The organism is Falsiruegeria litorea R37 (assembly GCF_900172225.1).
Taxonomy (GTDB): domain Bacteria; phylum Pseudomonadota; class Alphaproteobacteria; order Rhodobacterales; family Rhodobacteraceae; genus Falsiruegeria; species Falsiruegeria litorea.
On record NZ_FWFO01000001.1, the window covers coordinates 1715930 to 1740563 of the forward strand.

18 protein-coding genes and 2 tRNA genes are annotated in these 24634 nt (G+C 61.8%); 13 read left to right on the plus strand and 7 right to left on the minus strand.

The window, feature by feature from the left end:
* Positions 1 to 100 precede the first annotated feature (100 nt).
* A complete protein-coding gene (locus TRL7639_RS08490; RefSeq protein WP_085795282.1) occupies positions 101 to 1168 on the plus strand; it encodes an Ldh family oxidoreductase in 1068 nt (355 codons plus the stop codon).
* 315 nt (positions 1169 to 1483) lie between these two features.
* Here the strand turns inward: TRL7639_RS08490 and TRL7639_RS08495 are convergent, their stop codons facing one another.
* Genes TRL7639_RS08495 through TRL7639_RS08510 form a run of 4 tightly spaced genes read right to left on the minus strand, consistent with a single transcriptional unit; the run spans position 1484 to position 9148 of the window.
* Complete coding sequence (locus TRL7639_RS08495) at positions 1484 to 2797, minus strand: aspartate aminotransferase family protein (protein ID WP_085795283.1); 1314 nt, start codon at positions 2795 to 2797, stop codon at positions 1484 to 1486.
* Positions 2798 to 2808: 11 nt separating this feature from the next.
* A complete protein-coding gene (locus tag TRL7639_RS08500; protein WP_085795284.1) occupies positions 2809 to 5220 on the minus strand; it encodes a GcvT family protein in 2412 nt (803 codons plus the stop codon).
* Positions 5217 to 7610, minus strand: coding sequence for a GcvT family protein (locus tag TRL7639_RS08505; RefSeq protein ID WP_085795285.1), 2394 nt, complete (start codon positions 7608 to 7610; stop codon positions 5217 to 5219). The genes TRL7639_RS08500 and TRL7639_RS08505 overlap by 4 nt, the downstream gene beginning before the upstream one ends.
* Positions 7610 to 9148, minus strand: coding sequence for a trimethylamine methyltransferase family protein (locus tag TRL7639_RS08510; RefSeq protein ID WP_085795286.1), 1539 nt, complete (start codon positions 9146 to 9148; stop codon positions 7610 to 7612). The genes TRL7639_RS08505 and TRL7639_RS08510 overlap by 1 nt, the downstream gene beginning before the upstream one ends.
* 107 nt (positions 9149 to 9255) lie before the next feature.
* On the opposite strand from TRL7639_RS08510, the gene TRL7639_RS08515 reads away from it, so the two are divergent.
* The 7 genes from TRL7639_RS08515 (at position 9256) to TRL7639_RS08545 (ending at position 14126) form a co-directional block, all read left to right on the plus strand.
* Entirely contained in the window at positions 9256 to 10239 is a 984-nt protein-coding gene (locus TRL7639_RS08515; RefSeq protein ID WP_085795287.1) for a LysR family transcriptional regulator, read from the plus strand.
* On the plus strand, positions 10236 to 11288 hold the full coding sequence (locus TRL7639_RS08520; protein ID WP_085795288.1) for a TauD/TfdA family dioxygenase: 1053 nt from the start codon (positions 10236 to 10238) through the stop codon (positions 11286 to 11288). The genes TRL7639_RS08515 and TRL7639_RS08520 overlap by 4 nt, the downstream gene beginning before the upstream one ends.
* Positions 11289 to 11414: 126 nt before the next feature.
* Complete coding sequence (locus TRL7639_RS08525; protein WP_085795289.1) at positions 11415 to 12353, plus strand: pirin family protein; 939 nt, start codon at positions 11415 to 11417, stop codon at positions 12351 to 12353.
* Positions 12354 to 12373: 20 nt separating this feature from the next.
* A complete protein-coding gene (locus TRL7639_RS08530; RefSeq protein WP_085795290.1) occupies positions 12374 to 12886 on the plus strand; it encodes a GNAT family N-acetyltransferase in 513 nt (170 codons plus the stop codon).
* Positions 12887 to 12963: 77 nt separating this feature from the next.
* Positions 12964 to 13040: transfer RNA gene (locus TRL7639_RS08535), tRNA-Asp, on the plus strand.
* Positions 13041 to 13117: 77 nt separating this feature from the next.
* Positions 13118 to 13194, plus strand: a tRNA-Asp gene (locus tag TRL7639_RS08540).
* 86 nt (positions 13195 to 13280) lie between these two features.
* Positions 13281 to 14126, plus strand: coding sequence for an MBL fold metallo-hydrolase (locus TRL7639_RS08545; RefSeq protein WP_085795291.1), 846 nt, complete (start codon positions 13281 to 13283; stop codon positions 14124 to 14126).
* A gap of 51 nt (positions 14127 to 14177) precedes the next feature.
* Here the strand turns inward: TRL7639_RS08545 and TRL7639_RS08550 are convergent, their stop codons facing one another.
* Positions 14178 to 15548 carry a M20/M25/M40 family metallo-hydrolase gene (locus TRL7639_RS08550; protein ID WP_085795292.1) on the minus strand — a complete coding sequence of 457 codons (1371 nt, stop codon included), beginning with the start codon at positions 15546 to 15548 and terminating at the stop codon, positions 14178 to 14180.
* Positions 15549 to 15902: 354 nt separating this feature from the next.
* Here TRL7639_RS08550 and hemA point away from each other — a divergent pair, with 354 nt between their 5' ends.
* From hemA to ispG, 3 genes are all read left to right on the plus strand, one after another.
* Complete coding sequence (gene hemA / locus TRL7639_RS08555; protein WP_085796324.1) at positions 15903 to 17126, plus strand: 5-aminolevulinate synthase; 1224 nt, start codon at positions 15903 to 15905, stop codon at positions 17124 to 17126.
* 130 nt (positions 17127 to 17256) lie between these two features.
* A complete protein-coding gene (locus TRL7639_RS08560) occupies positions 17257 to 18468 on the plus strand; it encodes a helix-turn-helix domain-containing protein (protein ID WP_085795293.1) in 1212 nt (403 codons plus the stop codon).
* Positions 18469 to 18598: 130 nt separating this feature from the next.
* On the plus strand, positions 18599 to 19723 hold the full coding sequence (gene ispG, locus TRL7639_RS08565; protein ID WP_085796325.1) for a flavodoxin-dependent (E)-4-hydroxy-3-methylbut-2-enyl-diphosphate synthase: 1125 nt from the start codon (positions 18599 to 18601) through the stop codon (positions 19721 to 19723).
* 147 nt (positions 19724 to 19870) lie between these two features.
* On the opposite strand, the gene TRL7639_RS08570 is transcribed toward ispG, so the two are convergent.
* Both TRL7639_RS08570 and TRL7639_RS08575 read right to left on the minus strand, forming a co-directional pair.
* Positions 19871 to 20623 carry a DsbA family protein gene (locus tag TRL7639_RS08570; RefSeq protein WP_085795294.1) on the minus strand — a complete coding sequence of 251 codons (753 nt, stop codon included), beginning with the start codon at positions 20621 to 20623 and terminating at the stop codon, positions 19871 to 19873.
* Positions 20623 to 22032 carry a M48 family metalloprotease gene (locus TRL7639_RS08575; RefSeq protein WP_085795295.1) on the minus strand — a complete coding sequence of 470 codons (1410 nt, stop codon included), beginning with the start codon at positions 22030 to 22032 and terminating at the stop codon, positions 20623 to 20625. The genes TRL7639_RS08570 and TRL7639_RS08575 overlap by 1 nt, the downstream gene beginning before the upstream one ends.
* On the opposite strand from TRL7639_RS08575, the gene TRL7639_RS08580 reads away from it, so the two are divergent.
* Entirely contained in the window at positions 22031 to 23176 is a 1146-nt protein-coding gene (locus TRL7639_RS08580) for a pyridoxal phosphate-dependent aminotransferase (RefSeq protein WP_085795296.1), read from the plus strand. The two genes, TRL7639_RS08575 and TRL7639_RS08580, sit on opposite strands and share 2 nt — an antisense overlap.
* A gap of 237 nt (positions 23177 to 23413) precedes the next feature.
* Complete coding sequence (locus tag TRL7639_RS08585; RefSeq protein ID WP_085795297.1) at positions 23414 to 24634, plus strand: N-acetylmuramoyl-L-alanine amidase; 1221 nt, start codon at positions 23414 to 23416, stop codon at positions 24632 to 24634.

Consider the following 24634-nt stretch of genomic DNA (forward strand, 5'->3'; position numbering starts at 1 on the left):
GGTGACAAAAGATCCATTGCGGAACTGTTCGAGGGGCATTTGTCTGCCGAAGGAAAAGCCTCGGGCGAAACTTTGGTCTTGAGCGGCAAAGAGGGCAGGGATGGCAAGCAAGTACAGTGCGGATACGGAACGGGTGGCGGTGGACGCCGCACAGGCCGGGGCAATGGTGCGGGGCATCATGGCGGCCAAGGGTTGCCCTGACGACATCGCCAGCGAGGTGGCGGAACATCTGATCGACTCGGACTGGTCCGGGGTGGAGTCTCACGGTGTGTGGCGCATCCTGCCTTATGCCGGGTATTACGACAGCGGGTACCTGAAGGCCGACGTGCGGCCCGAATTGAAACAGAATGCCCAAGGCGCCTGGATCGTGGATGGTCATGGTGGCATTGGCATCCCCGCGATGCGTATTGCCACACAGGATGTTGTGACACGTGCCAAGGCAGGCGGGCTGGCAGCGATTGCCTTGCAGAACGTCGGACACACCGGACGGCTGGGGGCTTTTGCCGAAGAGGCCGCCAAACAAGGCTGTCTGATGATCATCATCGGTGGAGGAGGGCGCGAGAACTGGCGGCTGGTGGCCCCATACGGGGGGCGCAAGGCGCTGATGTCCACAAACCCTTATAGCATCGGCATTCCCGGTGGGGACCGTGGGCCTGTGGTGGTGGATTTTGCCACCTCTGCTGCGGCGGCGGGGTGGGTTTATGGCGCCAAGATCGCGGGCGCGCATCTGCCCGAAGGGGTGTTGATCGACAAGGCGGGCGAACCCACCACCAACCCGCAGGACTATTTCGACGGCGGCGCGATCCTGACGGCGGGTGGGGCCAAGGGCTATGCGCTGTCCGTGGCCGCCGAGATGATCGCCGAGGCGCTTCTGGGGCCTGCGACGACGGAATGCAACTGGCTGATGCTGGCGATGGATTGTTCGCTCTATCGGGAACCCACACAGATGCAGAGCATCGCCGAAGACATCCTGGATGAGTTTCGCAACTGCCTTCCGGCGGCAGGGTTCGACAAGGTGGAAATCCCCGGAGAGCGAGAGGCCGAAGCAAGGAATCGCAATGCGGGGCAACCGGTCCATCTGCCGCTGGCGACATGGGCGCAGATTGTCGAGCTGGCGGATGCGCTGGATGTGATTGGGGGGAAAGCGGGGGCTCCCGCCCGTCGTTGATGTTCCCGAGGAAACATCGCCTCCCGTTGGGCCGAGCCTCGCTTCGCTCGGCGGTTGCGTCTGAAAGTAGCTGTCGCCAACCGTATCTGCAGCTGCGAGCGCCTGGGCGGGACCGCGCCGAGCGACAAGCGAGGCGCCCGGCCCAAGGCCGTTAGCGGTGCTGGCAAAGCCAGGATCGCTCGGGTGCGGGAGCGCTCCCGGATCACTGCAACATCACTGGACACAATAGCGCCCGCTCCGGAAGGAGCGGGCGCTGGCGCATGTCTTCGCGCCTTCTCGCGGAGACCAATCATACTCCGCGAGTGTTCGTGATCCTCAGAGAGATGAGAATGCCTGATCCAGGCCGCCCGCCACGCGGTCCACATCTTCGAGCGTGAGACACATGGGTGGCACCATCCGCAGCGAGCTTTGGAAGGGGCCGGATTTCGACAGGATCAGGCGTTGCGCGCGACAGTGTTCGAACACGGCGGAGGTGGTTGCCGCGTCGGGTTCCTTGGTCTTGCGGTCCTTGACCATCTCGATGGCCAGCATCAGCCCGCGCCCGCGCACGTCGCCGATGGCGGCGTGCTTGTCCTTCAACTCGTGCAGGCGCGCCAGCAGGGCGGAACCGACGGTCTTGGCGTTCTCCATCACCTTGTCCTCGCGAATAACTTGCAGCACGGCACGACCTGCGGCACAGGAGGTCGGGTTGGCCCCGTAAGTGTGGAACATGAACTTTTCGGCCATGGGTGCTGCGATCTCTTTCTTTGCCACCACGGCACCGATGGGGAAGCCATTGCCCAGCCCCTTGGCCATGACAACGATGTCCGGCACTACGCCGTCCGCTTCGAACCCCCACATGTGATCGCCGGTGCGGCCAAAGCCTGATTGCACCTCGTCCGCGATATAGAGGCCACCGGCCGCGCGTACCCGCTCGGCGGCACCTGACATGTACCCTTTGGGCATTTCAATGATGCCGCCATAGCCCTGGACGCTTTCCACGAACATGCCTGCGATCTGGCCAGTGGTGGCGGTGCGGATGGTCTGGTCGATCTCGTCCAGATAGGGCGCAGCGCCTGCGTTTTCACCAAAGATGCCGCGATACTGGTTCGGCTCGGCGACAAAGGCCACGTTGCCGGGCATGCCGGGATGGCGCCAGCCCGAGATGCCGGTGAGCGACTGCGCCGAGGCGGTCGGGCCATGGTACGCCGTGCGCAGGGCCAGCAGATCCAGATTGCCGGTGTAGCTGCGGGCCATGGTCATCGCCAGATCGACAGCCTCGGACCCGGAGTTGGTGAAATGCACCACCCATTCGTGGCCCTTGGGCATAGTCGCGGCCAGCTCCTCGGCCAGATGGGCCGGGGTGGGATGGTAGAACATTGTCGTGCAATGGGTCAGCTGTTGCGCCTGTTCCATCGCGGCGGCCACCACGGTGGGATGGGAATGACCGACCGAGATGCAGACATTCATGCCCAGAAGGTCAGTGTATTTGTTCCCTTCGGCATCCCACAGGTACTGCATCGAGCCCTTCTGGAACACGATCGGGTCCTTGAAGGGCACAAATTTGCGCTGACTGGCAGCATAGTAGTTGTCGCGCCGGGCGGCAGTGGCCTCGGTCGACCATTCGGTGTTGAGCGGTTGGTGGGTCATGCTTGCCTCCCTCAGGCTTTCAAGCGCAGGTTTTCAGGGTCAAAGGGCGCATCAGACAGGATCGTGGCCTGCGTCTTGCGCCCCAGGATGGATACGGTGAGGTTCGCGCGTGCGGTACGGTCGCGCAGATAGGCGAGCGCCAGCGTCTTACCGGTGCGGTGTCCGTGCGCGCCCGAGGTGACAACGCCAACGATTTCATCACCTTGCAAGACAGAGTGCGCGTAGAACGGATCAAACTCGGGGTCGTGGATCTCGAGCAGGACCATGTCCCAACGGTCGTCGCTGTCCCTGCGTTCCAGCATGGCGTCGCGACCGGTAAAAGTGCGATCCTTGGCGCGGGCAAACATGCCTACGCCTGCCTCGTGCAGGGTCCGCTCGGTGGTCAGATCACCGCCCCAGCCGCGATAGCCTTTCTCAAGCCGCATAGAGTTGGCCGCATAGGCGCCGTAGTACCCCATGCCCAACGGTTTGCCGGAGGTTTCGAGCGCCAAAAAAACCTGTTCCGCCTCAGTGCGGTCCATGTGCAGCTCCCAGCCCAACTCGCCCAGATACGACACCCGCAGCGCGCGCACCTGCACGCCTGCCACGTCAATCACCTGTGCGCTGAGCCAGGGGAACCCGTCGCCCAGATCGGCACTGGTATGTTGGCTCAGGATGTCACGCGACAGCGGGCCCATGAGGCCGATAACCGCCATCTCGTCGCACCGGTTGCTCACCGCCACGTCGAACCCTTTGGCGTGGGCTGTCAGCTGATCCATGTCGATCTCTTCCGCAGCTGCGGCCGAGGTCAGATATGCGTGGGTGTCGCTGAGCATGGTCACGGTGAACTCGGACAGCACGCCGCCCGCCGGGGTCAGCACATGGGTCAGGCCAATACGCCCATTCGCAGGCGCGCGGTTTGCCCCCAAGCCGTCGATGAACGCGCGGGCCTCGGGGCCGGTGATGTCGAACTTCGAGAACACCGACAGGTCGGCCAGCCCGGCCTTGGTGGTGACGGTCTCGACCTCTTTGGCGACATGGGGGAACCAGTTCGGCCGACGAAAGCTCTCATGCGCGATGTCGCCTTGTTTGTCCGAGAACCAGTTTGGCCGTTCCCAGCCATAGGCCGCGCCCATGACTGCACCACGCTCGACCATCAGATCGTGCAGCGGCGACACGCGTTTGCCGCGTCCGGCGGGGCGCTCTTCGAACGGATAGTGCACGCCAAATTGCAGGCCGAAACATTCGATGGCCTTCTCGACGCGATAATCGCGGTCCGCCCAGCTCCCGAACCGGCGACTGTCCACCGCCAAAGCATCCATCGGCGGCGCGCCGTGAGTCATCCAATGCGCCAGGAACCAGCCCGAGCCGCCACCTTCCATCACGCCCATGCTCGACCCGGTCAGCAGCCAGGCGTTTTCCAACCCATGTGCAGGGCCGATCAGCGGGTTGGCGTCGGGGGTAAAGGTGATTGGTCCGTTGACCACGGTTTTCACGCCGCCGTTCATCAGCGCCGGAATGCGCTCCATTGCGGCCTCGATGATATGTTCCACCCGGTCCAGATCGGGCGGCATCAGGTCGGCGCCAAACTCGGGCGGGACACCGTCGACGGACCAGGCCTGCGCCTCTTTCTCATACGGGCCAAGGATCAGCCCGTCGCGTTCCTGGCGCACGTACCAGCTTTCCTCGGGGTCGCGGATCATCGGCAGTTCGGGCAGTTTGGCGTCAAGGCGCTCTGTCACTTCGGGCACCGCATCGGTCACCAGATACTGGTGCAGCACCGGCACGGACGGGATATTGAGCCCCATCATGTGCCCGATCTCCCAACCCCAGGTTCCGGCCGCGTTGACGATATGGGTTGCTCGGAATGTCTCCTTGGCCGTCTCAACGATCCATTTGTCGCCCTCGCGCCGGATGGACTGAACCGCATTGTAGCGGCTGACCTTGGCCCCGTTGCGTGTGGCGACCTGCGCCATCGCATTCGTCGCCAGCGTCGGATCCACGTGGCCATCATCAGGCTCATAGATGCCCCCGAGCAACCCATCCAGCTTGGCCAGCGGGTGCAGTTCGGCGATCCGCTCGGGCGTCAGAACCTCCAATGGGTAGCCGGTGAAATCAGACAGACCGGCGACATGGCGGAATTCATCCATCCGGTCCGGGTTCGAGGTGATGCGCATTGCGCCCGAGCGGTGAAACCCGCAGTTTTGCCCGGTCTCTTCTGGCAGAATATCGCGGTACAGGCGCACGGATGTGGCGCGCAGCTCCTGAATGGTCGGGTTATGGGCAAAATGCGTGCACAGCCCGGCAGCATGCCAGGTCGAGCCATGGGTGAGGTCGTTCTTTTCGACCAGCACCACGTCGGACCAACCGGCTTTGGTAAGGTGGTACATAAGTGACACGCCCATGGCGCCGCCACCAATGATCAGGACCTGTGCGTTGCTCATCCGCGCATCCTTTCGCCTTTGGGGTCAAATGGGGCACGGGGCAGGGCCCGCGCCGGATAGGTTTTGCCTGCAACGTCGAAGGTGAAGTCGCGGGTGCAGGTGTCCGTCAGCTTTTCACCCGGAGCGATCTCGATCATGCCCAAAGCCAACGTCAGGCCTGTGCGTGCGCCCTTGGCGCCGGATGTGGTCAGACCTACGACGCGGCCATGCTCAAGGATCGGCTCGTCATGCAGGATCAGCGGATCGCCCTCGATCTGAAATAGGCAGAGCTTGCGGCTGAGGCCTTGGGCGCGCTGCGCCTCCAGCGCGGGTTTGCCGATGAAGTCTTTGTCCCAGTCGATGGTAAAGCCAAGACCGGCCTCCAGCGGTGTGATCTCGGGACCCAAATCATGGCCCCAATGACGAAACGCCTTCTCGATCCGGCAGGCTTCCAGCGCATACATGCCCATGGGTTTGGCACCGGAGGTGATGAGCGCGTCAAAGACCACGCGCGCCTGAGCGGTTGGGATGTTCAACTCCCAGCCCAATTCGCCCACAAAACTCATCCGGGTGGCGCGGCAGTCCACACCAGCCACCACCACATCGCGCGCGGTGGAGAACGGAAAATTCACCCAATCGGCGTCGCTTATCCTGCTCAGAATATCACGGGCCGCAGCCCCCATCAGGCCGATTACACACTCGTCATCGGTGACATCGTGCAAGGCAACCCGCCAGACCGCGAAGCGGCGGCGCAGCAGCGCCCCGTCCCGCCAGCGGGTCGCAGCACCAGAGGTGATGCGGTAATGCTGGCTCCCCAACCGGGTCACGGTCAGATCGCCCTCGATCCCGCCCTTGTCGTTGAGCATTGGCGTATAAACGGCGCGGCCCACAGGAACATCCATCTGAGCACAGACCAGCTCATTCATGGCTGCCACCGCATCGGGGCCAATGACGTCGAACTTGCCAAAGGGTGACAAATCAAGCAGCACCGCGCCATCCTGCATCTGTGCGGCTTCGCGCCGGGCAATCGGATACCAGGGCTGCGCGCCAACCGAATAGGGCAGATCGCGTTCGACCTCGGTTTCCGCATACCACAGCCCACGCTCCCACCCGGCAGTCAGGCCAAAGACAGCGCCCTGCGCCGCCCAGGCCTCATGCAGGTCCGAGCATCGCAACCCACGCCCCGTCTTGGGTTGTTTGAACGGCCAGTGCATCGCCATCAGATCGGCCACGCTCTCGGCCATCCGGTCCGCCATATGCACATCCGTTGCCGCGCGAGGGTCGGCACGGGCCACGTCAACCTCCCACAGATCCATAGGTGGCTGACCATCCACAACCCAATCCGCCAACACCCGACCAATCCCGGCCGAAGACATGATGCCGACCGAGTTCATGCCCGCCGCCACAAACAGCCCGTCCACCTCGGGCGCGGCCCCAACCAAGGGCCGCGTGTCATTGGTGAAGCTCTCGGGCCCGTTCATGAAGTGCTGAATGCCAGTTTCGGCCAGGGCCGGGACCAGTTCCAACGCGGCCTCCATGAAGGGCGCAAACTGTTCCCAATCCTCGGGCATCTCCAGGAACGGACGGTCGCCCTCGAGGCCAAAAGCATCCCAGACCTTGGCATCGGGTTCAAACCCGCCGATCACCAGCTTGCCCGCATCGCCCTTGATATAGATGCCAGTGTCCATATCCCGGATCACCGGAAACGGATCGGGCAGGCCCGGCATGGGCTCGGTCACCACATACATATGCTCCACCGCCTGCAGCGGCAGGTGCAGCCCGGCCGCCTCGGCCAGGGGTTTCGACCACGCCCCGGCGCAGATCACGACGCTCTCGGCCTCAATCTCTGTCCCATCGCCAAGCGCGACGCCCCGCGCGGTCCCGCCCTCGGCCAGGATACCACCAACGGCACAATTCTCGCGAATTTCCACGCCCTTGGACCGGGCCGCGCGGGCATAGGCCATGCACAGATCGACCGGGTTCACATTGGCGTCTTCAGCCACCCACATGGCGCCTGCGTGGCCCGAGACGTCGAGCCCCGGCACATCCACCTCATCCGCGCCGATGACCTGCGCGTTCAGCCCGAAATGCCGACCCAGAGTGGAAATTCGGTGCAACTCGTCCAGCCGCTCCTCGCGTCGTGCCAGCCAGTAGCCGCCGGTCTGGCGATACCCGGTGGCCATGCCGGTTTCGGCCTCCAAACGGGGAAACAGCTCCAGCGCATAGCTTGCCAGCTTGGTCATGTTGGGCGTGGCCCTGAGCGGACCGACGATCCCGGCGGCATGCCACGATGTGCCAGAGGTCAGCAGATTGCGCTCCAGCAGCAGCACATCATTCGCCCCGCGATGCGCCAGGTGATAGGCAACCGACAACCCGATGGCGCCGCCGCCGATGATGATCGTGCGGCCCATCAGAAGTAATCCATGTCTGGTGTCTCGGATTTGCGCTGCGCGATATAGGCCTGCAGCTCTTCGTCGATGGCCGGATCAAGGCCGGGATCCTCATAAGCCTCCAGATGTTTCTTCCACAATCCATTGGCGCGCTGCGCAGTGTCCAGAGACCCGGCCGCTTCCCAATGCTCATAGGCATTGTTGTCCGGCGTCTCGGGCCGGAAGAGGGCGGACATGAAATTGGCCTGCGTGTGCTCACTCCCCAGGAAATGCGCGCCAGGGCCGGTGGCGGCAATGGCGCTCATGGCCTGCGCGTTTTCGCTCAGATCGATGCCGTCAAAGAAGCGGGCCAGTTTTCCGCACAGATCAGCATCGATCATGGTCTTCTCAAAGCTGGTCACAAGCCCGCCCTCCAACCAGCCGGTGGCGTGGTTGATCAAGTTTGCACCGGCAAACATCGACATCATCAGGCCCCAGGTCGCTTCCTGCTGGCTCTGCGCATCCGGTACTTTCGACGCGCTCAGCGTGCCGACCGTGTGCAGCGGCACCCCCAGACGGCGGGCCAGTTGCCCTGCGGCCAGCACCATTTGGCCCGCTTCGGGCGTGCCAAAGGTCGGCGCACCCGATTGCATTGACATCGTAGACGCAAAAGAGCCCATCAAGACCGGCGCGCCGGGTTTCACCAATTGCGCCAGCGTCAGACAGGCAAGTGCTTCGGCCAGAACCTGCGCCATGGTGCCTGCAACGGTGCAGGGGCTCATGGCGCCTGTCAAAACCCAAGGGGCGGTGGCCACCGGTTGTCCTGCGCGGGCGTAGGTTTTTAGCGCACCCGACATATGCGCATCCATCACCAGCGGCGCGTTGGTGTTCGACACGCAATAGAGCACCGGGTTTTCGGCCACATATTCCGCCCCAAAGACGATCCGTGCCATGTCGAGCGCATGACCGGCCCGTTCCGCCCCGATGAAGGCCCCCATAAAGGGCCGGTCGGAATAGCGTATGTGGGTATAGAGCATGTCCAGATGCCGCTTGTTCGCGGGCAGGTCGACAGGTTCGCAAACAACGCCACCCGAATGATGCAGCCAAGGAATGGTGTGGTGCAGCTTCACCAGCGTCTGAAAATCGTCAAAGGTCGCATAGCGGCGGCCGCGGTCCAGATCATGCACAAAAGGCGGTCCCCAGGACGGGCAGAGCACGGTGGCATCACCCCCCATCTGCACCGAATTGGCGGGGTTGCGGGCGTGCTGCATGAACTGCTTGGGCGCTGTGGCCTGAATGGTCTTGCGGCAGAACCCGCGTTCAAACCGCACCCGCGTGCCGTCCACGTTGCAACCTGCATTGGCAAAGATGTCCAGGATTTCGGGGTCTTCGACGAACTCCATCCCGGTCTCGGCCAGAATGGTGTCGGCGTTCTCTTCGATCAGGCACAGACCCTCTTCGCCGAGGATGTTGAACGTGCCCAGCTTGCGCAGGATGAAGGGCGCGCGGGGTTGTCCGACCTGGCCGCGCGCGGCCCCCCGATCGCGTTTGCGACGACGTTTTACAGGTGTCTCAGTCATGACCCGCCTCCCTCGGTTTCACATAATCTGGCGGTTGTGGTGCATTCGATCAATTGACAGTTGTCAGTATTAGGATTTCTAATACTGGTAGGTGCGAAAGGCTGATCATGGACATAAAATTCACAACGAATGCAAATATTATCAAGGCGTTGGAGGTTTTTGTTGCGGTGGTCGAAACCGGGCAGATGACGGCGGCGGCACGGTTGACTGGTATGACGCAATCAGCGGCGTCTCAGCACATCGGGACATTGGAAAAACACTATGATGTCAAATTGTTGGACCGTTCAACGCGCCCGGTGAAGCCAACGCAGGCGGGGGTGATGATGTACCGTCATGCCGGCCGCATCCTGCAGGCGGTCGGGGAACTGGCCAGTGACATGCGTCACCAGGGCCCGACGCCCATCAGCCGGTTGCGGCTGGGACTACAAGCCTCGATCGCCACGACCCTGTCACCCGGTTTGGTGCGGATGGCCAAGGACCGCTTTGGCGTGCAGGACATGGTGCTGCATGCGGGCCAGAGCGGCGATCACGAGGCGCTGCTCAGGACCAAACAGGCCGATATTGCCATCACCTCGGACCCGTTATTGGACATGGATGGGTTGGAACGGCACGCGGTTCTGACCGAGGCGTTCTTGCTGGTCCTGCCGCCCGGATTTGACCAACCTGTGCTGGATCTGGAGCAGGTGCTGCGCCACCTCCCACTGGTGCGCTTTGCCGACACCACCAACGTGGGCCGCCGGATCGGGCAGCACCTGCGTCGTCTGCGCCTGCAGCCCGAGCGGGTGATTCAGGCCGACCGCTCCAGCATGGTGACAGCCTGCGTCGCCGACGGCATGGGATTTACCTTGTTGACACCGACCTTGTTGATTGACGGGTTGGTGGAACGCATGCCGCTGGACCTGCGACCCTTGCCGGGGGCAAGGATGAGCCGCTCGATCACCGTTGTGGCGCGGGATGGAGAGTTGGGGGAGTTGCCCAAGGCCTTTGCCGAATACGCCCGCGTGTCGCTTGTTGACCAGATTGCGGGGCAGATGGGCAAGATCGGCAGCGACGCTTTGGCTGGTCTGGAGGCAGAGGAGGAGCCCGCATGACCCATCGTGACTTGCCGCCCCAGATTGACACGCCTGCCGCCTGGGTGGGACGCGATCTGGCGGAGCGGCCCGAGGATTGGCTGTATCAGCTGGCACCGGATGACGTCGCCGACCTGGAACAGGCAGCGCGGCATTTCCTGTCGCTGAACCGTGATGTCGGAGAGATCACGGCCGAGGGCTTTCCCCTGACGCAGTTCGCGGCTCACCTGAGCGCCTTGCGCGACAAGCTGCTGAACGGCGTCGGGGTCGAGGTGCTGCGCGGATTGCCAGTAGAAGCCTATGATCAGAAGATGGCGGCAGCGGTGTTCTGTGGCATTGGAGCACATCTGGGCTCGGCCCGGTCTCAGAACGCGGATGGGCATATCCTGGGCCATGTGCGCGATGTGGGGCGGGACCCGAATGATCCTACGGCGCGGATCTATCAGACCTCGGCCCGGCAGAGCTTTCACACCGACAGTGCGGATGTGGTGGGGCTCTTGTGTCTGCGGGACGCCAAAGAGGGGGGCGACTCGCTGCTGGTGAGCGCCGAGACGATTTTCAACCGGATGCGGGCCGCGCGCCCCGACCTGCTGGCGCGGCTCTTTGATCCTATTGCCACCGACCGGCGGGGCGAGGTGCCCGAGGGGATGGAGCCTTACATGACCATCCCGCCGTTCAGCTGGCATGCGGGCAAGCTGACGGTGTTTTATCAGCGCCAATACATCGACAGCGCCCAACGGTTCGAGGGCGCCATGCGCCTGACACCTGCTCACGTCGAGGCGTTGGACATGTTCGATGCGCTTGCCAATGACCCCGAGCTGCACATCACCATGCGGCTGCAACCGGGTGACATGCAGTTCGTCTATAACCATGCGATGCTGCATGACCGGACCGGGTTCATCGACTGGCCGGATCCAGACAAGCGCCGCCACCTGTTCCGCCTGTGGCTGTCGCTGCCGGGGGATCGACCGCTGCCACCTGTCTTTGCTGAACGGTATGGCGACCTGACGATTGGAGCCCGCGGGGGGATCATCACCGACAGGACCCGCCTGCACGCGCCTTTGGATTAAAAACGCACAGAGGCGGGGGATTTGTGCTGAATTGTGCAAATTCGCACTGATAATCTTCGGTTTCACTCAATTGTTTCACTGGCGCACAAAGTTACCTTGGAGGGCAAGCAACCAGGAGGCACTGCAATGAGTTGGAACCCGATCCTTGATAGCGACATTCCCATTGGTGACGCCGTGGACGCCATTGAAACCGTCATCGTGCCGCGCGCTCGCGATCTGGGTGGGTTTGAGGTGCGGCGCGCTTTGCCAGCGCCCAAACGGCAGATGGTGGGCCCGTTCATCTTTTTCGATCAGATGGGCCCGGTCGAGTTTCTGACCGGCCAGGGGATCGACGTGCGGCCGCATCCGCACATCGGGCTGGCGACGGTCACTTACCTCTACAAGGGCAAGCTGCACCACCGGGATTCGCTGGGTACTGATCAATGGATCGAGCCGGGGGCGGTGAACTGGATGGTTGCAGGCCACGGCGTGACCCACTCTGAGCGCACCGACGAAGAGGCGCGTCAATCGCCGCTGTCGATGTTTGGTATTCAGACCTGGGTGGCCCTGCCGGATAAGTTGGAAGATACGCCCGCCACATTCGAACACGTGGGCGCCAATGACCTTCCAGAGATCGAGGGCGAGGGGAAAACCGTCCGTCTGATCCTTGGTGACGCCTATGGAGAGCATGCTCCGGTCTCCACACCGACCGAGATGTTTTATGCCGATGCCGTACTGGACCCTGGCGCAGCGATCCCGATGCCCGACAACCACGAGGACCGGGGGCTTTATGTGGTCAGCGGGTCGGTCACCATTGCGGGGCAAGAGTTTGAGACGGGCCAGATGGTTGTGTTCCGCCCCGGCGACCGCATCAGTGCCAAGGCCGGAGCGACAGGCGCACGCCTGATGCTGCTTGGTGGTGCGACGATGAATGGCCCGCGCCATATCTGGTGGAACTTTGTCGCCTCATCCAAGGAACGGATCGAGGCCGCAAAAGAGGCGTGGCGCGCGGGGGACTGGATGCACGGGCGTTTCCAACTGCCTCCGGGCGATGACCAAGAGTTCATCCCCTTGCCGCCACGTTGATCCCTTGTACCACTGGCGGCATGAAGATTCGTGCCGCCACCGCCCATGACTTGCCTGCCATATGCGATATCCACACGCGCAGCTGGCGTATAGCCTATGCTGGTATGCTTCCGGACGATTTTCTGGGCGCGCCGCTAGAGGCTTGGATGGCTGACGCCTGGGCGGATGTGCCCACAGGCGAGGTGCTGCTTCTGGTGGCCGAGACGTCAGACATCGTGGGGTTTGCCTGTGTGCGCTGCGATCATCCCGATGGGCCTCTGCTGGACAATCTGCATGTGGCGCAAGCCGCGCAGGGGCAGGGCGTAGGACTCGCATTGATGCAAGAGGCGGTCAAGCATTTGGCAGATATGGGAAAAACTGGTATGTGGCTCGAGGTATTGTCGGGCAACATCTCTGCCCGCCGTTTCTATGCGCGGCTTGGGGGCGTTGAAGGCTCTGTTTTTCGGGACGCGGTGGCGGGCCATCCAGTTCCCGGACATCGGGTGGTTTGGGACGGGTTCGAGAAAATTTTGTCTGCGGGCCAAAAAAGTTGAAGACGCCGCTTGACGATGCCGAACCGTAGCCATAATACACCCCAACGTTCCGCAGGGAACGACGCACAAAGCAGCGAGCGGTTGTAGCTCAGTTGGTTAGAGTACCGGCCTGTCACGCCGGGGGTCGCGGGTTCGAGCCCCGTCAACCGCGCCACTGCTTTGCCTCTTTCCCGGGGTTCAGGGATCCGACCCGGACAGGGTATTGGCGGAAACGCCGACAAAGAAAAGTGCGCGGTTGTAGCTCAGTTGGTTAGAGTACCGGCCTGTCACGCCGGGGGTCGCGGGTTCGAGCCCCGTCAACCGCGCCACTTTCTTTCTCTTTCTCAGAACATCTTGATCTGCGGTCAGCAAGCATGCCTCATGGGCGTGTTGATGGTCATGAAAGGGGTGGATCATGCTGTGCCGTATCGGAGAGGTCGAGGTCTGGCGAATCCTTGAGATCAACGCCCCATTTCTGACGCCCGAAAAACTGTTCCCCACCGCTGGCCCCGAACTGCACCATGTGCTGCGCGCACATGCGCCTGGGCAGCTCTGTGAACACAGCGGAAAATTGATTCTGCCAATTCAAGGCTTTCTGCTGAAAACACCCAGTCACGTTATTTTGGTCGACGCCTGCGTCGGCAACGACAAGACGGCGTCTCATGCCGATTGGAACGGGCGCTCGGATGGGCGGTTCATGGCGGCACTGACGGCGGCCGGGGTGACGCCCGATGATGTGGATTATGTCCTGTGCACGCATCTGCATGTGGACCATGTGGGCTGGAACACGCGGCTGGAGAACGGGAAGTGGGTCCCGACATTTCCCAAGGCGAAATACCTACTGCCTGCGGATGATGTGGCGCATTACGGGGCAGAACCCGGGGATACTTACGCCGAAAGCGTCTTGCCGGTGATCGAGGCCGGGCAGGCCGAAGAGGTGCGGCCGGGCCATTGCCTGGGGGATCATGTGCGCCTGGTGGCGACCCCAGGCCACACGCCGGGACATGTTTCGGTTCTGATCCACTCGGGCGGGGCCGAGGCGTTGATCACCGGCGACGCGCTGCATTCCACCGCGCAATGCCACCGCCCGGATTGGCATTTCTGTTTTGACGATGATCCGGCGTTGGCGGTGCAGTCCCGCGTCGCGCTGCTCGAAGATTCGGCAGAGGCCGACCGCAGAGTGCTTGGCAGTCATTTCTCCTTGCCTTCGGTTGGACGGGTGCGGGCGGCGGGTGATGCTTTTTGGTGGGAGCCGGAATGAGAAAAGGCCAGAGGTGAACTCTGGCCTTTAGTGCATTGAAAGATTTATGGTTTAGCTAAGTGCCGCCAGCACGCGGGCCCAGGACCGGATGCCCTTGTGAAAGCTTTCCATGTCGTATTTCTCGTTCGGTGAATGGATCTGGTCATCGTCTTTACCAAAGCCGATCAGCATGGCGTCGGTGTCCACGATGTCCTTGAAGAACCCGGCAATCGGGATCGACCCACCGCAGCCGACGTAAGCCGCTGGAATACCCCATTCGTCGCTAAGCGCTTGGCGTGCCTTTTCAAACGCCGGATCGTCGACCGACATCTGCGAGGCGGGCGAGCCCTTTTCGGTGCGGTACTCGACGGTGAAACCTTCGGGCAGGTTGCTTTCCAGATAGTGACGGAAGCTGTCGCGGATCGCATCCGGGTCCTGCTGGCCCACCAGGCGAAAGCTGACCTTGGCGCTCGCCTGGCTGGGCAGCACGGTCTTGAAGCCGTCGCCGGTGTAACCACCCCAGATGCCGTTGACGTCGCAGGTGGGCCGCGACCAGATCTGCTCTAGCGGGGTACGATCCTGCTCGCCTGCGGGCGCTTTCAGGTTGACGTCGCCCAGAAACGCCTGGTGGTCAAAGTTCAGGCCCTGCCACTGCGAACGCATCTCGTCTGACAGCTCTGTCACGCCTTCATAGAAGCCGGGCAGGGTAATCGCGCCGGTGTCGTCATGCAAACCGGCCAGGATCTTGGTCAGCACCCGGATCGGGTTCATGCCGATGCCACCATACATGCCCGAGTGCAGATCGCGGTCGGGGCCTGTGATGGTGAAATCCTCGCCCAGCAGACCGCGCAGCATGGTGGTGATTGCGGGCACCTTGCTTTCAAAAAGGCCCGTGTCACAGATCAGCGCGATGTCCGATTTCAGCTCGTCGCGGTTTTCTTGCATAAAGGGCACCAGCGAGGGCGAGCCCGATTCCTCTTCACCCTCGAAGAAGAACGTCAGCTTGCAGGGCAGGGTGCCGTGCACCTCTTTCCACGCCCTGCACGCCTCGACAAAGGTCATCAGCTGGCCCTTGTCGTCGGATGCACCGCGGGCTCGGATCACTTTGCCACCTGGCGTGTCCTGAATCTCGGGATCAAACGGATCACGGTCCCACAGCTCCAACGGGTCAACCGGCTGCACGTCGTAGTGGCCGTAAAACAGCAGGTGCGGGCCAGGCCCGTCGATATGCCCCACGACCATCGGGTGGCCAGGTGTGGGGCGTTTTTGCGCATCAACACCCAAACCCTGCAAGTCGGCCACCAGCCAGTCGGCGGCGGCATCGCAGTGCTCCTTGAAGGCCGGGTCGGTCGAAATCGACGGGATCTTGAGCAGCTCGATCAGGCGGTCGGTGGCGGCGGGCAGGTCGGCATCAATGCGCGACAGGACATCATCCAGGGACATCGCGGGTTCCTTTTCATTGGGTGAAACGATTTGGCGCGAAAGGTATCAGCGCGGGCCGCACTGTCCAGAGGGCGCAAGCTGATCTGTGCTCAATTCTCGGATCGGAAACTTTTGAAACTGTTTCGGGCTGGCTTGCGACGTTTTCGCGCCCCCAAGGGGCGCAGTTTGTCTTGTTACATGTGAACTGGGTGTATATTTGATGCAAATCAATGTCGCCTCCGCCTGCATGGATATAGGCAATTGAGAACCATGACCTTTGTTCGTTCAGGATTGAGCGCTAGGATGCAAGGGAACATGTCCAAAACCGGCCCCGGGAAACTGGCCTTGGGTCCGACAAGACCAATGGAGACCTCGGTGGACTATACCGCGAAACTCGACGACGCCATTCAAAAGCTGCACGACGAAGGCCGCTATCGCACGTTTATCGACATCGAGCGTCGCAACGGTAACTTCCCCCATGCTGTCTGGACCCGTCCGGATGGCAGCGAACAGGACATCACCGTCTGGTGTGGCAACGATTACCTGGGCATGGGCCAGCACCCCGTCGTGCTCGAAGCGATGCACGAGGCGATCAAATCCACCGGCGCAGGTTCGGGTGGCACCCGCAACATTTCGGGCACCACGGTTTATCACAAGAAGCTTGAGGCGGAACTGGCTGATTTGCATGGCAAAGAGGCCTCGCTGCTGTTCACCAGCGCCTATATTGCCAACGACGCAACGCTGAGCACGCTGCCCAAGCTGTTCCCCGGTCTGATCATCTATTCGGATGCGCTCAACCACGCCTCGATGATCGAAGGTGTGCGGCGCAATGGCGGTGCCAAGCGCATCTTCCGGCATAACGATGTGGCGCATTTGCGTGAACTGCTTGAGGCGGATGACCCGGCCGCACCCAAGCTGATCGCGTTTGAATCGATCTATTCCATGGACGGCGATTTCGGCCCCATCGAAGAGATCTGCGACCTGGCCGACGAATTCGGCGCGCTGACCTATATCGACGAGGTGCACGCGGTAGGCATGTATGGTCCCCGCGGTGGCGGCGTGACCGAGCGCGATCGGTTGGCGCATCGCATCGACATCATCAACGGCACCCTGGCCAAGGCCTATGGCGTGATGGGCGGCTACATCGCTGCAAGCGAGAAAATGTGTGACGCCATCCGCTCTTACGCGCCGGGCTTCATCTTTACCACGTCCTTGCCACCAGCTGTGGCGGCCGGTGCGGCGGCCTCGGTCGCGTACCTGAAAACCGCGCCTGAGCTGCGTGAGCGTCACCAGACCCAAGCCAGCATCCTGAAGCTGCGCCTCAAGGGGATGGGTTTGCCGATCATCGACCATGGCTCGCACATCGTGCCGGTGATCGTGGGCAATCCTGTCCACACCAAAAAGCTCAGCGACATGCTGCTGGAAAGCTTTGGCATCTATGTGCAGCCGATCAATTTCCCGACCGTGCCGCGTGGAACCGAACGTCTGCGGTTCACTCCGTCGCCGGTTCACGGCCCGGATGAAATGAACCGTCTGGTGCAAGCCATGGACGAGCTTTGGTCGCATTGTGCGCTGAATCGCGCCGAATTGGCGGGCTAAGTTCACGGGAGTGTGTGCAAAACACTTGCCTCGTGTTAAGCTAATGGTAACAAAAAGCGCGGACGAATCGTGATAGGGGCGATTCCAGGCGCTGCTGGCACATCGCAGCAGGCAACATGGGGCGGCAGGTATGATTGGGCGCAGGTCACAGCGCAAATCAGAAGATGTAGACGTCGACAAACCAAAGGGGTTTGACGACTTCGAAGTGAGTCTGGGCGACATGATGCGCGGCGAACGGGCGACGATGGGGAAATCCCTGCTCGACGTTCAACGCGAATTGCGCATCAAGGCCAACTACATCGCCGCCATCGAAAACTCGGATCCCACGGCCTTTGACACGCCCGGCTTTATTGCGGGCTATGTGCGATCCTATGCACGCTATCTGGGCATGAACCCGGACGAGGCCTTTGCCACCTTCTGCCAGGAAAGCGGGTTCGAGGTCGCGCATGGCATGTCAGCCGAAGCCTCGAGTATTCGCAAACCGGGTCCGGATCTGATCGGCAAGACACCCAAATCCAGTGATCCATTTGCAACGCCCAACACACCTTTTGTTCCGGCGGGCGAGAGTTTTCTCAATCACATCGAACCGCGCGCCATCGGCTCGACCTTGGTGCTGCTGGGCCTGATCGGCGGCATTGGCTATGGCGGCTGGTCGGTTCTGAAAGAGGTGCAGCAGGTGCAATTTGCACCGGTCGAACAGACGCCGGTGGTTCTATCAGACCTGGATCCGCTGGATCAGGCGACGCGACAGAGCGCACCGACCGCCAACGCGGGGCTGACGCAGCCATCAGCGGATGCGCTGGATCGCCTCTATCGTCCGCAGGCGCTGGATGTGCCGGTTCTGGTATCGCGTGATGCGCCGATTTCGACGCTGGATCCGCGCACTGTAGGCAACTTTACGGCCCCGAGCCTGCCAGATGTTCAACTGGCCGAGGTGCAACCGGCCTCAGAGCTTACAGGTCAGTCGGTTCCGCAGGTGGTCGAGGATCTGTCACCATCTCTGACCATGGTGGCGGTGCGCCCGTCCTGGGTTCGCGTGACAGCTGCAGATGGCACCCATATCTATGAGGCCATCATGGAACCGGGCAGCACATATCAGGTGCCCCTGACCGAAGAAGCTCCGACTCTGCATGCCGGGGAATCAAGCGGCATCTATTTCATCGTAAACGGCGAACATCGTGGTCCCGTGGGGGATCGCGGCGTTGTCACGCGTGGTGTGGTTCTGTCACCAGATGCGGTTGAAGAGCGTTATTTGGTGGCCGAGATCGACGGTGATGAGCGCGCTCTGCTGGAGCAGGTGGCCGAGGCTTTGACCACACCGGTGGCTGAAGCAACCGACTGATCATTCCAATTCGTAACCGATGTGCTTTCCTTGTTTTCCGGGGAAGGTGTGGCGGAATGCGCCCATTGCTTCGCGGGGGCGACAGGCCTATCTAAGGCGCAGGCCCAACTGGATGCGGATTCCCAAAGCGATGTCACTCAACCACGTGCGCCCCTGGCGTAACATCTACCGCCGTAAGTCTCGTCAGATCATGGTGGGCAACGTGCCCGTAGGGGGCGATGCGCCGATAGCGGTGCAGACCATGACCAACACGCTGACCACCGATGCAGCCGCGACCATCGCACAGGTGCAGGCCGCGGCCGAGGCGGGCGCGGATCTGGTACGCGTGTCGGTCCCGGACGAGGCGTCGGCCAAGGCGTTGAAAGAGATCGTGCGCGAAAGCCCGGTGCCGATCGTGGCGGACATCCATTTCCACTATAAACGCGGGATCGAAGCGGCGGAGGCGGGCGCGGCCTGTCTGCGCATCAACCCGGGTAACATTGGCGACGAAAAGCGCGTGGCCGAGGTGATCAAGGCTGCACGCGACCACAATTGTTCGATCCGCATTGGCGTGAACGCAGGGAGCCTGGAAAAGCACCTGCTTGAAAAATATGGCGAGCCGTGCCCGGACGCGATGGTGGAATCCGGTCTGGATCACATCAAGATCCTACAGGATCACGATTTCCACGAGTTCAAGATTTCCGTGAAGGCATCGGATGTCTTCATGTCGGCGGCGGCCTATCAGGCCCTGGCCGAGGCCACGGATGCGCCGATTCATCTGGGCATTACCGAGGCTGGGGGATTGGTGTCGGGCACCATCAAATCGGCCATCGGGCTGGGGCAGCTTTTGTGGATGGGGATTGGTGACACGATCCGCGTCAGCCTGTCTGCCGATCCGGTGGAAGAGGTGAAGGTGGGCTATGAAATCCTCAAGAGTCTGGGACTGCGCCACCGGGGCGTGAACATCATTTCCTGCCCCTCCTGCGCGCGGCAGGGGTTTGATGTGATCAAGACGGTCGAGACCTTGGAAAAGCGCCTTGAGCACATCAAGACACCGATGAGCTTGTCGATCATCGGATGTGTGGTGAACGGGCCGGGCGAAGCACTGATGACCGATGTGGGCTTTACCGGCGGTGGGGCCGGGTCCGGTATGGTTTATCTGGCGGGCAAGGCCAGCCACAAGATGACCAACGATCAGATGGTGGATCACATCGTCGAAGAGGTCGAGAAAAAGGCTGCGGAACTGGATGCGACCAACAAGGACGCGGCCGAGTAATCAAGTTCAGGGGGCGCTCCCGCCCGTCGTCAATGCCCCTTGCGGGACATCTCCTCCCGTTGGGCCAGGCTCAGGCGGGCTTTGCCCGCCTGAGCCTGGCCCCCCGCCGTCCGCAGGACGCAAGGCCTTTAGGCCGCGTAGGTAGGATCAGCCGCGTTCACGCACCTCTTGCGCGATCAGTTCCATCTGATCGGCGGGCAGGTAACCGCGCAGCAGCTCGGTGCCCAGGACAAAGGTTGGTGTGCCCGAGATGTTGAGCTTTTGCGCCAGGGCACGGGTCTGGGCGATCTGCCGCGTGACCTCGTCACTGTCCATTTCGGCAAACACCGCATCCGTGTCCAGTCCAAGGTTGTCGGACAGACGCCGCAGAGTGACTTCGGTCGGCTCACCGCCAAATTCCAGCAGCGCGTCGTGAACCTGTTTGTAGGCGTCATCACCCGCCACCTGCTTGGCCGCAACGGCAAAGCGGGATGAGATCATGGATGCTTCACCCAGGATCGGGAATTCCTTGATGACAAGCCGGATGTTGCCGTCGCTTTTCAACAGCTTGGCGACTTCGGGCACGGCGCGGCGGCAATACCCGCAACGGTAGTCCATGAATTCGACCAGCGTGATGTCCCCATCTGGATTGCCGCCGACCCACGAATAGCCGTCATTGAACAATTCATCCTTGTTGGCCTCGACCAGCTGGAAATCGGCTTGGGCTTCGGCCAATTCGCGGCGTTGCTCCAGGATTTGGAAGGCTTCGAGGATCAGATCCGGGTTTTCCAGGATATATTCGCGCACCTGCGCGCCAAAGGCCTCGCGCTCGGCAGGCGACATATCAGACAGGTCCAGAGCCTGAGCGGGGCCGGCGATCAGGGCCAGGGCAGTCAGGGCAGGGGCGGCAAGGCGTAGCATCAGCGTTTCCTTTTGTTTGCACGTTCAGAAGCAAGGAGCACATCTTGTGCCCGTTGCCAACCCGTCGACCCGACGGGGAGTTGCCCAACAGCGCGTCGGGCGTGAAGTTCAGCGTCCTCGCTTCGACCCTGGAGCGCGTAACGCTCAGCCGTGACCAGCGAGGCCATTCCGTTTTGTCCGGTACTGGCATAGGCCACACCAAGATCGCGCAGCATCCGGGCATCCCGGGCCTCGCGGTCGCGGGCTTTTTCAAGGGTTGCCAGGGCATCCCTGGGGTGACCTGCAGCTAGCAGCGCACGGCCGTGGCCCGCCAGAATCAGGGGATCGCGTGGCGCCAGTTCAACGGCCTTGCCATAAGCAGAGACTGCGGCGTCGATGCGGCGGCTTTCCAGCAGGATCTGCCCTTTCAACTCGAAATAGAACGGATCGTCCGGGCGCAAAGCTATGGCGGCATCAATCGCAGCGCGGGCCTTGGACAGGTTTCGGTTGCGGTGGTGGGCGATGGCCTGGCGCATCAGACGGATGTCGGCATGCGCCTCTTCGTTCGCGCGCAGCAACGTCCATTTGGGCGCGCGGGTAAAGGCTGAAATCTTTCCCTTGATACGCGCAAACCAGTAGTCGGCATTGGCGTTTGGCTGTGAATGGTCACCATGTGCTTCAAAATACGCCTGCGCTGCGCGGATACGGTCCTTGGTCAGGGGGTGCGAGCGTGCGTAAGGATCCTGATTGCCGGGTGTCAGCAGGTCTTGCCCTTGAAAGGCGCGGTGCAGATCGATCAATCCCTGCAGGCTGATGCCTGACAGGCGCAGGTAGTTGGCGGCCGAGCGGTCGGCCGAGGATTCTTCGGCGCGCGTATGGGCCAGAAAAGATCGGATGGCCGAGGATTGTGTGCCAGCCGCGATCCCGGCAGCGGCTTCTCCGCCCCCGGCAGCGGCAGCAATCAAGGCCAGGGCAAGACCGAGCGTGGATGCTGTACGCGCCCCTTCGAGATTGCCGATCCGTCGTTGAATGTGACCGTTGGCAATATGCGCGGCTTCATGCGCGATGACAGCTTGCAGAACATCGGCACGCGGGACCTTAAGGATCAATCCATAGTTCAGAAAGATCGTATTATGATCGACGACAAAGGCGTTGAAACCACCATCGTTGACCAGCAGGATCTTCACTCGGTTGGGGCTGAGGCCCGCGGCCCGCAGGATCGGAAAGGCGAGCTCACGTAGGCCGTTTTCGATGTCAGGGTCGCGCAGCAGCCCGATGGCGGCAGCAGGGGCAGTGGTGCTCAGAAAGACGGCAAGGCTCAGCGCTATGGCAGCCAGCTGCGAGAGCGCTTGCAAACGCCAAATGCGCGGGATTGACGTGAGCCGGGATACGCGTTCAAAAGCCATGGCCGCAACATGGGAGAAGGGCATGCGAAACTCAACCCGGTCAAATGTCGATCCCTTCATTGTGATGGATGTGATGGAGGCCGCGCGCCGTGCCGAAGAGGCAGGGCGACGGATCATCCACATGGAGGTGGGCCAGCCCGGAACCGGCGCGCCCAAGGGCGCGATCGAAGCACTCAAGGGGGCGCTGGACGCTGATCCGCTTGGTTATACCGTCGCTCTGGGTATGCCGGCACTGCGCCGCCGGATCGCGCAGATATATGGCGAGTGGTACGACGTTGATCTGAACCCCGACCGTGTGGTGATCACCCCGGGGTCGAGCGGCGGGTTTTTGCTGACGTTCACGGCCTTGTTCGACAGCGGGGATCGTGTGGGCATCGGGGCACCGGGCTATCCCTCGTATCGACAGATTCTGTCGGCGCTTGGAATGGTGCCCGTTGATTTGCCGACCGCGCCCGAGAACCGGTTGCAACCTGTGGCGGCTAATTTCGCAGGCCTGGATCTGACCGGGCTGTTGGTTGCTTCGCCTGCGAATCCTACGGGCACGATGCTGGACCGGCCTGCCATGTCGGCGCTGATCGAGGCGACGCAAGAGCAAGGGGCCTCGTTCATCAGCGACGAAATCTATCACGGTATCGAGTATGAGGCCAAAGCCGTCACCGCGTTGGAGGTCACTGATGACTGTTATGTGATCAACTCGTTCTCCAAATATTTTTCGATGACGGGCTGGCGTGTCGGCTGGATGGTTGTGCCCGAAGATCAAGTGCGCGTGGTGGAACGGATCGCCCAGAACATGTTCATCTGCGCGCCGCATGCCAGCCAGGTTGCGGCGCTGGCGGCACTGGATTGCGACGAGGAATTGCAGGCCAATCTGGATGTCTACAAGGCAAATCGAGCTCTGATGCTGGACGGCTTGCCCAAGGCGGGCTTTACCAAGATCGCCCCACCGGACGGGGCATTTTATGTCTATGCGGACGTGTCCGACATCACGGCCAACAGCCGCGCCTTTGCGGCCGAGATTTTGGAGAAAGCAGGGGTTGCGGTGACGCCGGGGCTGGATTTCGACCCCGTGCGTGGGGGCGGCACGATCCGGTTTTCCTATGCGCGTTCGACCCAGGACATCGAGGAAGGCTTGCGGCGCCTGCGTGAATTCATGACGAACCGCATGTGATCGAGCTGGAAAGGGGGCGTGCTCCCGCCCGTCGTCAATGCCCCTTTCGGGACATCTCCTCCCGTTGGGCCGAGCAGGCCCGGGCGTTGCCCAGGCCTGCTTGGCGATCCCTTGCGGCTGTTGCGTGCCGGATTCTGGATGGCGCATTTGGTGAGCCGGATTGGACGGGGGCAGATGCGTTGCCCCAGATCCCTTGCTTGGGGTAGGGTGCGGCAAAACAGGTGGGACATCCGACCAATGAGCAGAATTTTGATGAGTATTGCCCTGATCGGGCTGATGACCTCTGGTGCGGTCGCGCAGGTTTTTTCGGGACTCGCTCGGATCAATGCCGAGGAAAGCCGTATCGTTGATGAGGGGCGCAAAGGGGTCGGGATTGCGTTGGATCTGAGCCAGGGAGTGCCGTATCGCTTGTTCACCTTGGACAGTCCACCGCGGTTGGTTCTGGACTTCAAGGAAGTGGATTGGACAGGGCTGGCGAAAGACGCCTTTGTTCAGACCGACCGGATCGGAGATGTGCAGTTTGGCACCTATGTTCCCGGCTGGTCCCGCATGGTTCTGGGTTTGTCGTCGCCGATGGAAGTGACCCAAGCCGGTCTGCGGGTCGATCAGACCACAGGTGGCGCACATCTGTCTGTCAAGCTGTCCCCGATTGCGGCAGAAGTCTTTGCCGAGCAATCCGGGCCTCCGCGCGACCCCCGCTGGGATCTGCCAGAACCGGCCGATGTCGCCGCAGTGCCCGACCGAGCAGAAGATGCACCGCTGCGTGTGGTGCTGGACCCGGGGCATGGTGGGATTGATCCCGGTGCTGAAAGCGGCGCGGTGACCGAAAAGCATCTGATGCTGACTTTTGCGCGCGAATTGGAAGAGGTTCTGCTGCGCAGTGGCGGTTTCGAGGTGGCCCTGACACGTAACGACGATTACTTCGTTTCGTTGGAACAACGCATTACCTTGGCACACCGTGCCGGAGCGGACGTATTCATTTCCCTGCACGCAGATTCGCTGGCCGAAGGGCTGGCACATGGTGCCACGGTTCATGTGTTGTCCGCCGAGGCTTCGGACATTGCCAGCGCCAAGCTGGCCGAGCGTCAGGATCGGGCCGATCTGTTGTCAGGCGTAGACCTGAGCGAGACGGATGACCAGGTGACGGATGTGTTGTTGGATCTCGCGCGAACGGAAACGCAGCCGCGCACAAATGCCATGGCCCGAGCGCTGGTCGAGGGCATGGCGCAGCAGGGCGGACCTATGAACAGGCGCCCGTTGCGGTCTGCGGCCTTTTCCGTGTTGAAGGCGGCGGATATCCCATCGGTACTGATCGAAATCGGCTTTTTGTCCAGCCCGCGTGATCTGAAGAATTTGCAGAATCCGGAATGGCGTCTGACCATGGCCGAAGGGATCCGCAACGGTCTGGTCAACTGGCGCAAACAGGATCTAGAGACTAAGGATCTGGTGCGACAGTAA

Excerpts from the sequence above, each read along its gene's own strand:
- TRL7639_RS08560 (WP_085795293.1), top strand. The coding sequence starts at position 17,257 with ATGATTGGGCGCAGGTCACAGCGCAAATCAGAAGATGTAGACGTCGAC.
- TRL7639_RS08530 (WP_085795290.1), top strand. The coding sequence starts at position 12,374 with ATGAAGATTCGTGCCGCCACCGCCCATGACTTGCCTGCCATATGCGAT.
- TRL7639_RS08515 (WP_085795287.1), top strand. The coding sequence starts at position 9,256 with ATGGACATAAAATTCACAACGAATGCAAATATTATCAAGGCGTTGGAG.
- TRL7639_RS08500 (WP_085795284.1), bottom strand. The coding sequence starts at position 5,220 with ATGAGCAACGCACAGGTCCTGATCATTGGTGGCGGCGCCATGGGCGTG.
- TRL7639_RS08570 (WP_085795294.1), bottom strand. The coding sequence starts at position 20,623 with ATGCTACGCCTTGCCGCCCCTGCCCTGACTGCCCTGGCCCTGATCGCC.
- TRL7639_RS08575 (WP_085795295.1), bottom strand. The coding sequence starts at position 22,032 with ATGCCCTTCTCCCATGTTGCGGCCATGGCTTTTGAACGCGTATCCCGG.
- TRL7639_RS08550 (WP_085795292.1), bottom strand. The coding sequence starts at position 15,548 with ATGTCCCTGGATGATGTCCTGTCGCGCATTGATGCCGACCTGCCCGCC.
- TRL7639_RS08510 (WP_085795286.1), bottom strand. The coding sequence starts at position 9,148 with ATGACTGAGACACCTGTAAAACGTCGTCGCAAACGCGATCGGGGGGCC.
- TRL7639_RS08525 (WP_085795289.1), top strand. The coding sequence starts at position 11,415 with ATGAGTTGGAACCCGATCCTTGATAGCGACATTCCCATTGGTGACGCC.
- TRL7639_RS08580 (WP_085795296.1), top strand. The coding sequence starts at position 22,031 with ATGCGAAACTCAACCCGGTCAAATGTCGATCCCTTCATTGTGATGGAT.
- TRL7639_RS08505 (WP_085795285.1), bottom strand. The coding sequence starts at position 7,610 with ATGGGCCGCACGATCATCATCGGCGGCGGCGCCATCGGGTTGTCGGTT.
- TRL7639_RS08520 (WP_085795288.1), top strand. The coding sequence starts at position 10,236 with ATGACCCATCGTGACTTGCCGCCCCAGATTGACACGCCTGCCGCCTGG.
- TRL7639_RS08490 (WP_085795282.1), top strand. The coding sequence starts at position 101 with ATGGCAAGCAAGTACAGTGCGGATACGGAACGGGTGGCGGTGGACGCC.
- ispG (WP_085796325.1), top strand. The coding sequence starts at position 18,599 with ATGTCACTCAACCACGTGCGCCCCTGGCGTAACATCTACCGCCGTAAG.
- TRL7639_RS08585 (WP_085795297.1), top strand. The coding sequence starts at position 23,414 with ATGAGCAGAATTTTGATGAGTATTGCCCTGATCGGGCTGATGACCTCT.
- TRL7639_RS08495 (WP_085795283.1), bottom strand. The coding sequence starts at position 2,797 with ATGACCCACCAACCGCTCAACACCGAATGGTCGACCGAGGCCACTGCC.
- TRL7639_RS08545 (WP_085795291.1), top strand. The coding sequence starts at position 13,281 with ATGCTGTGCCGTATCGGAGAGGTCGAGGTCTGGCGAATCCTTGAGATC.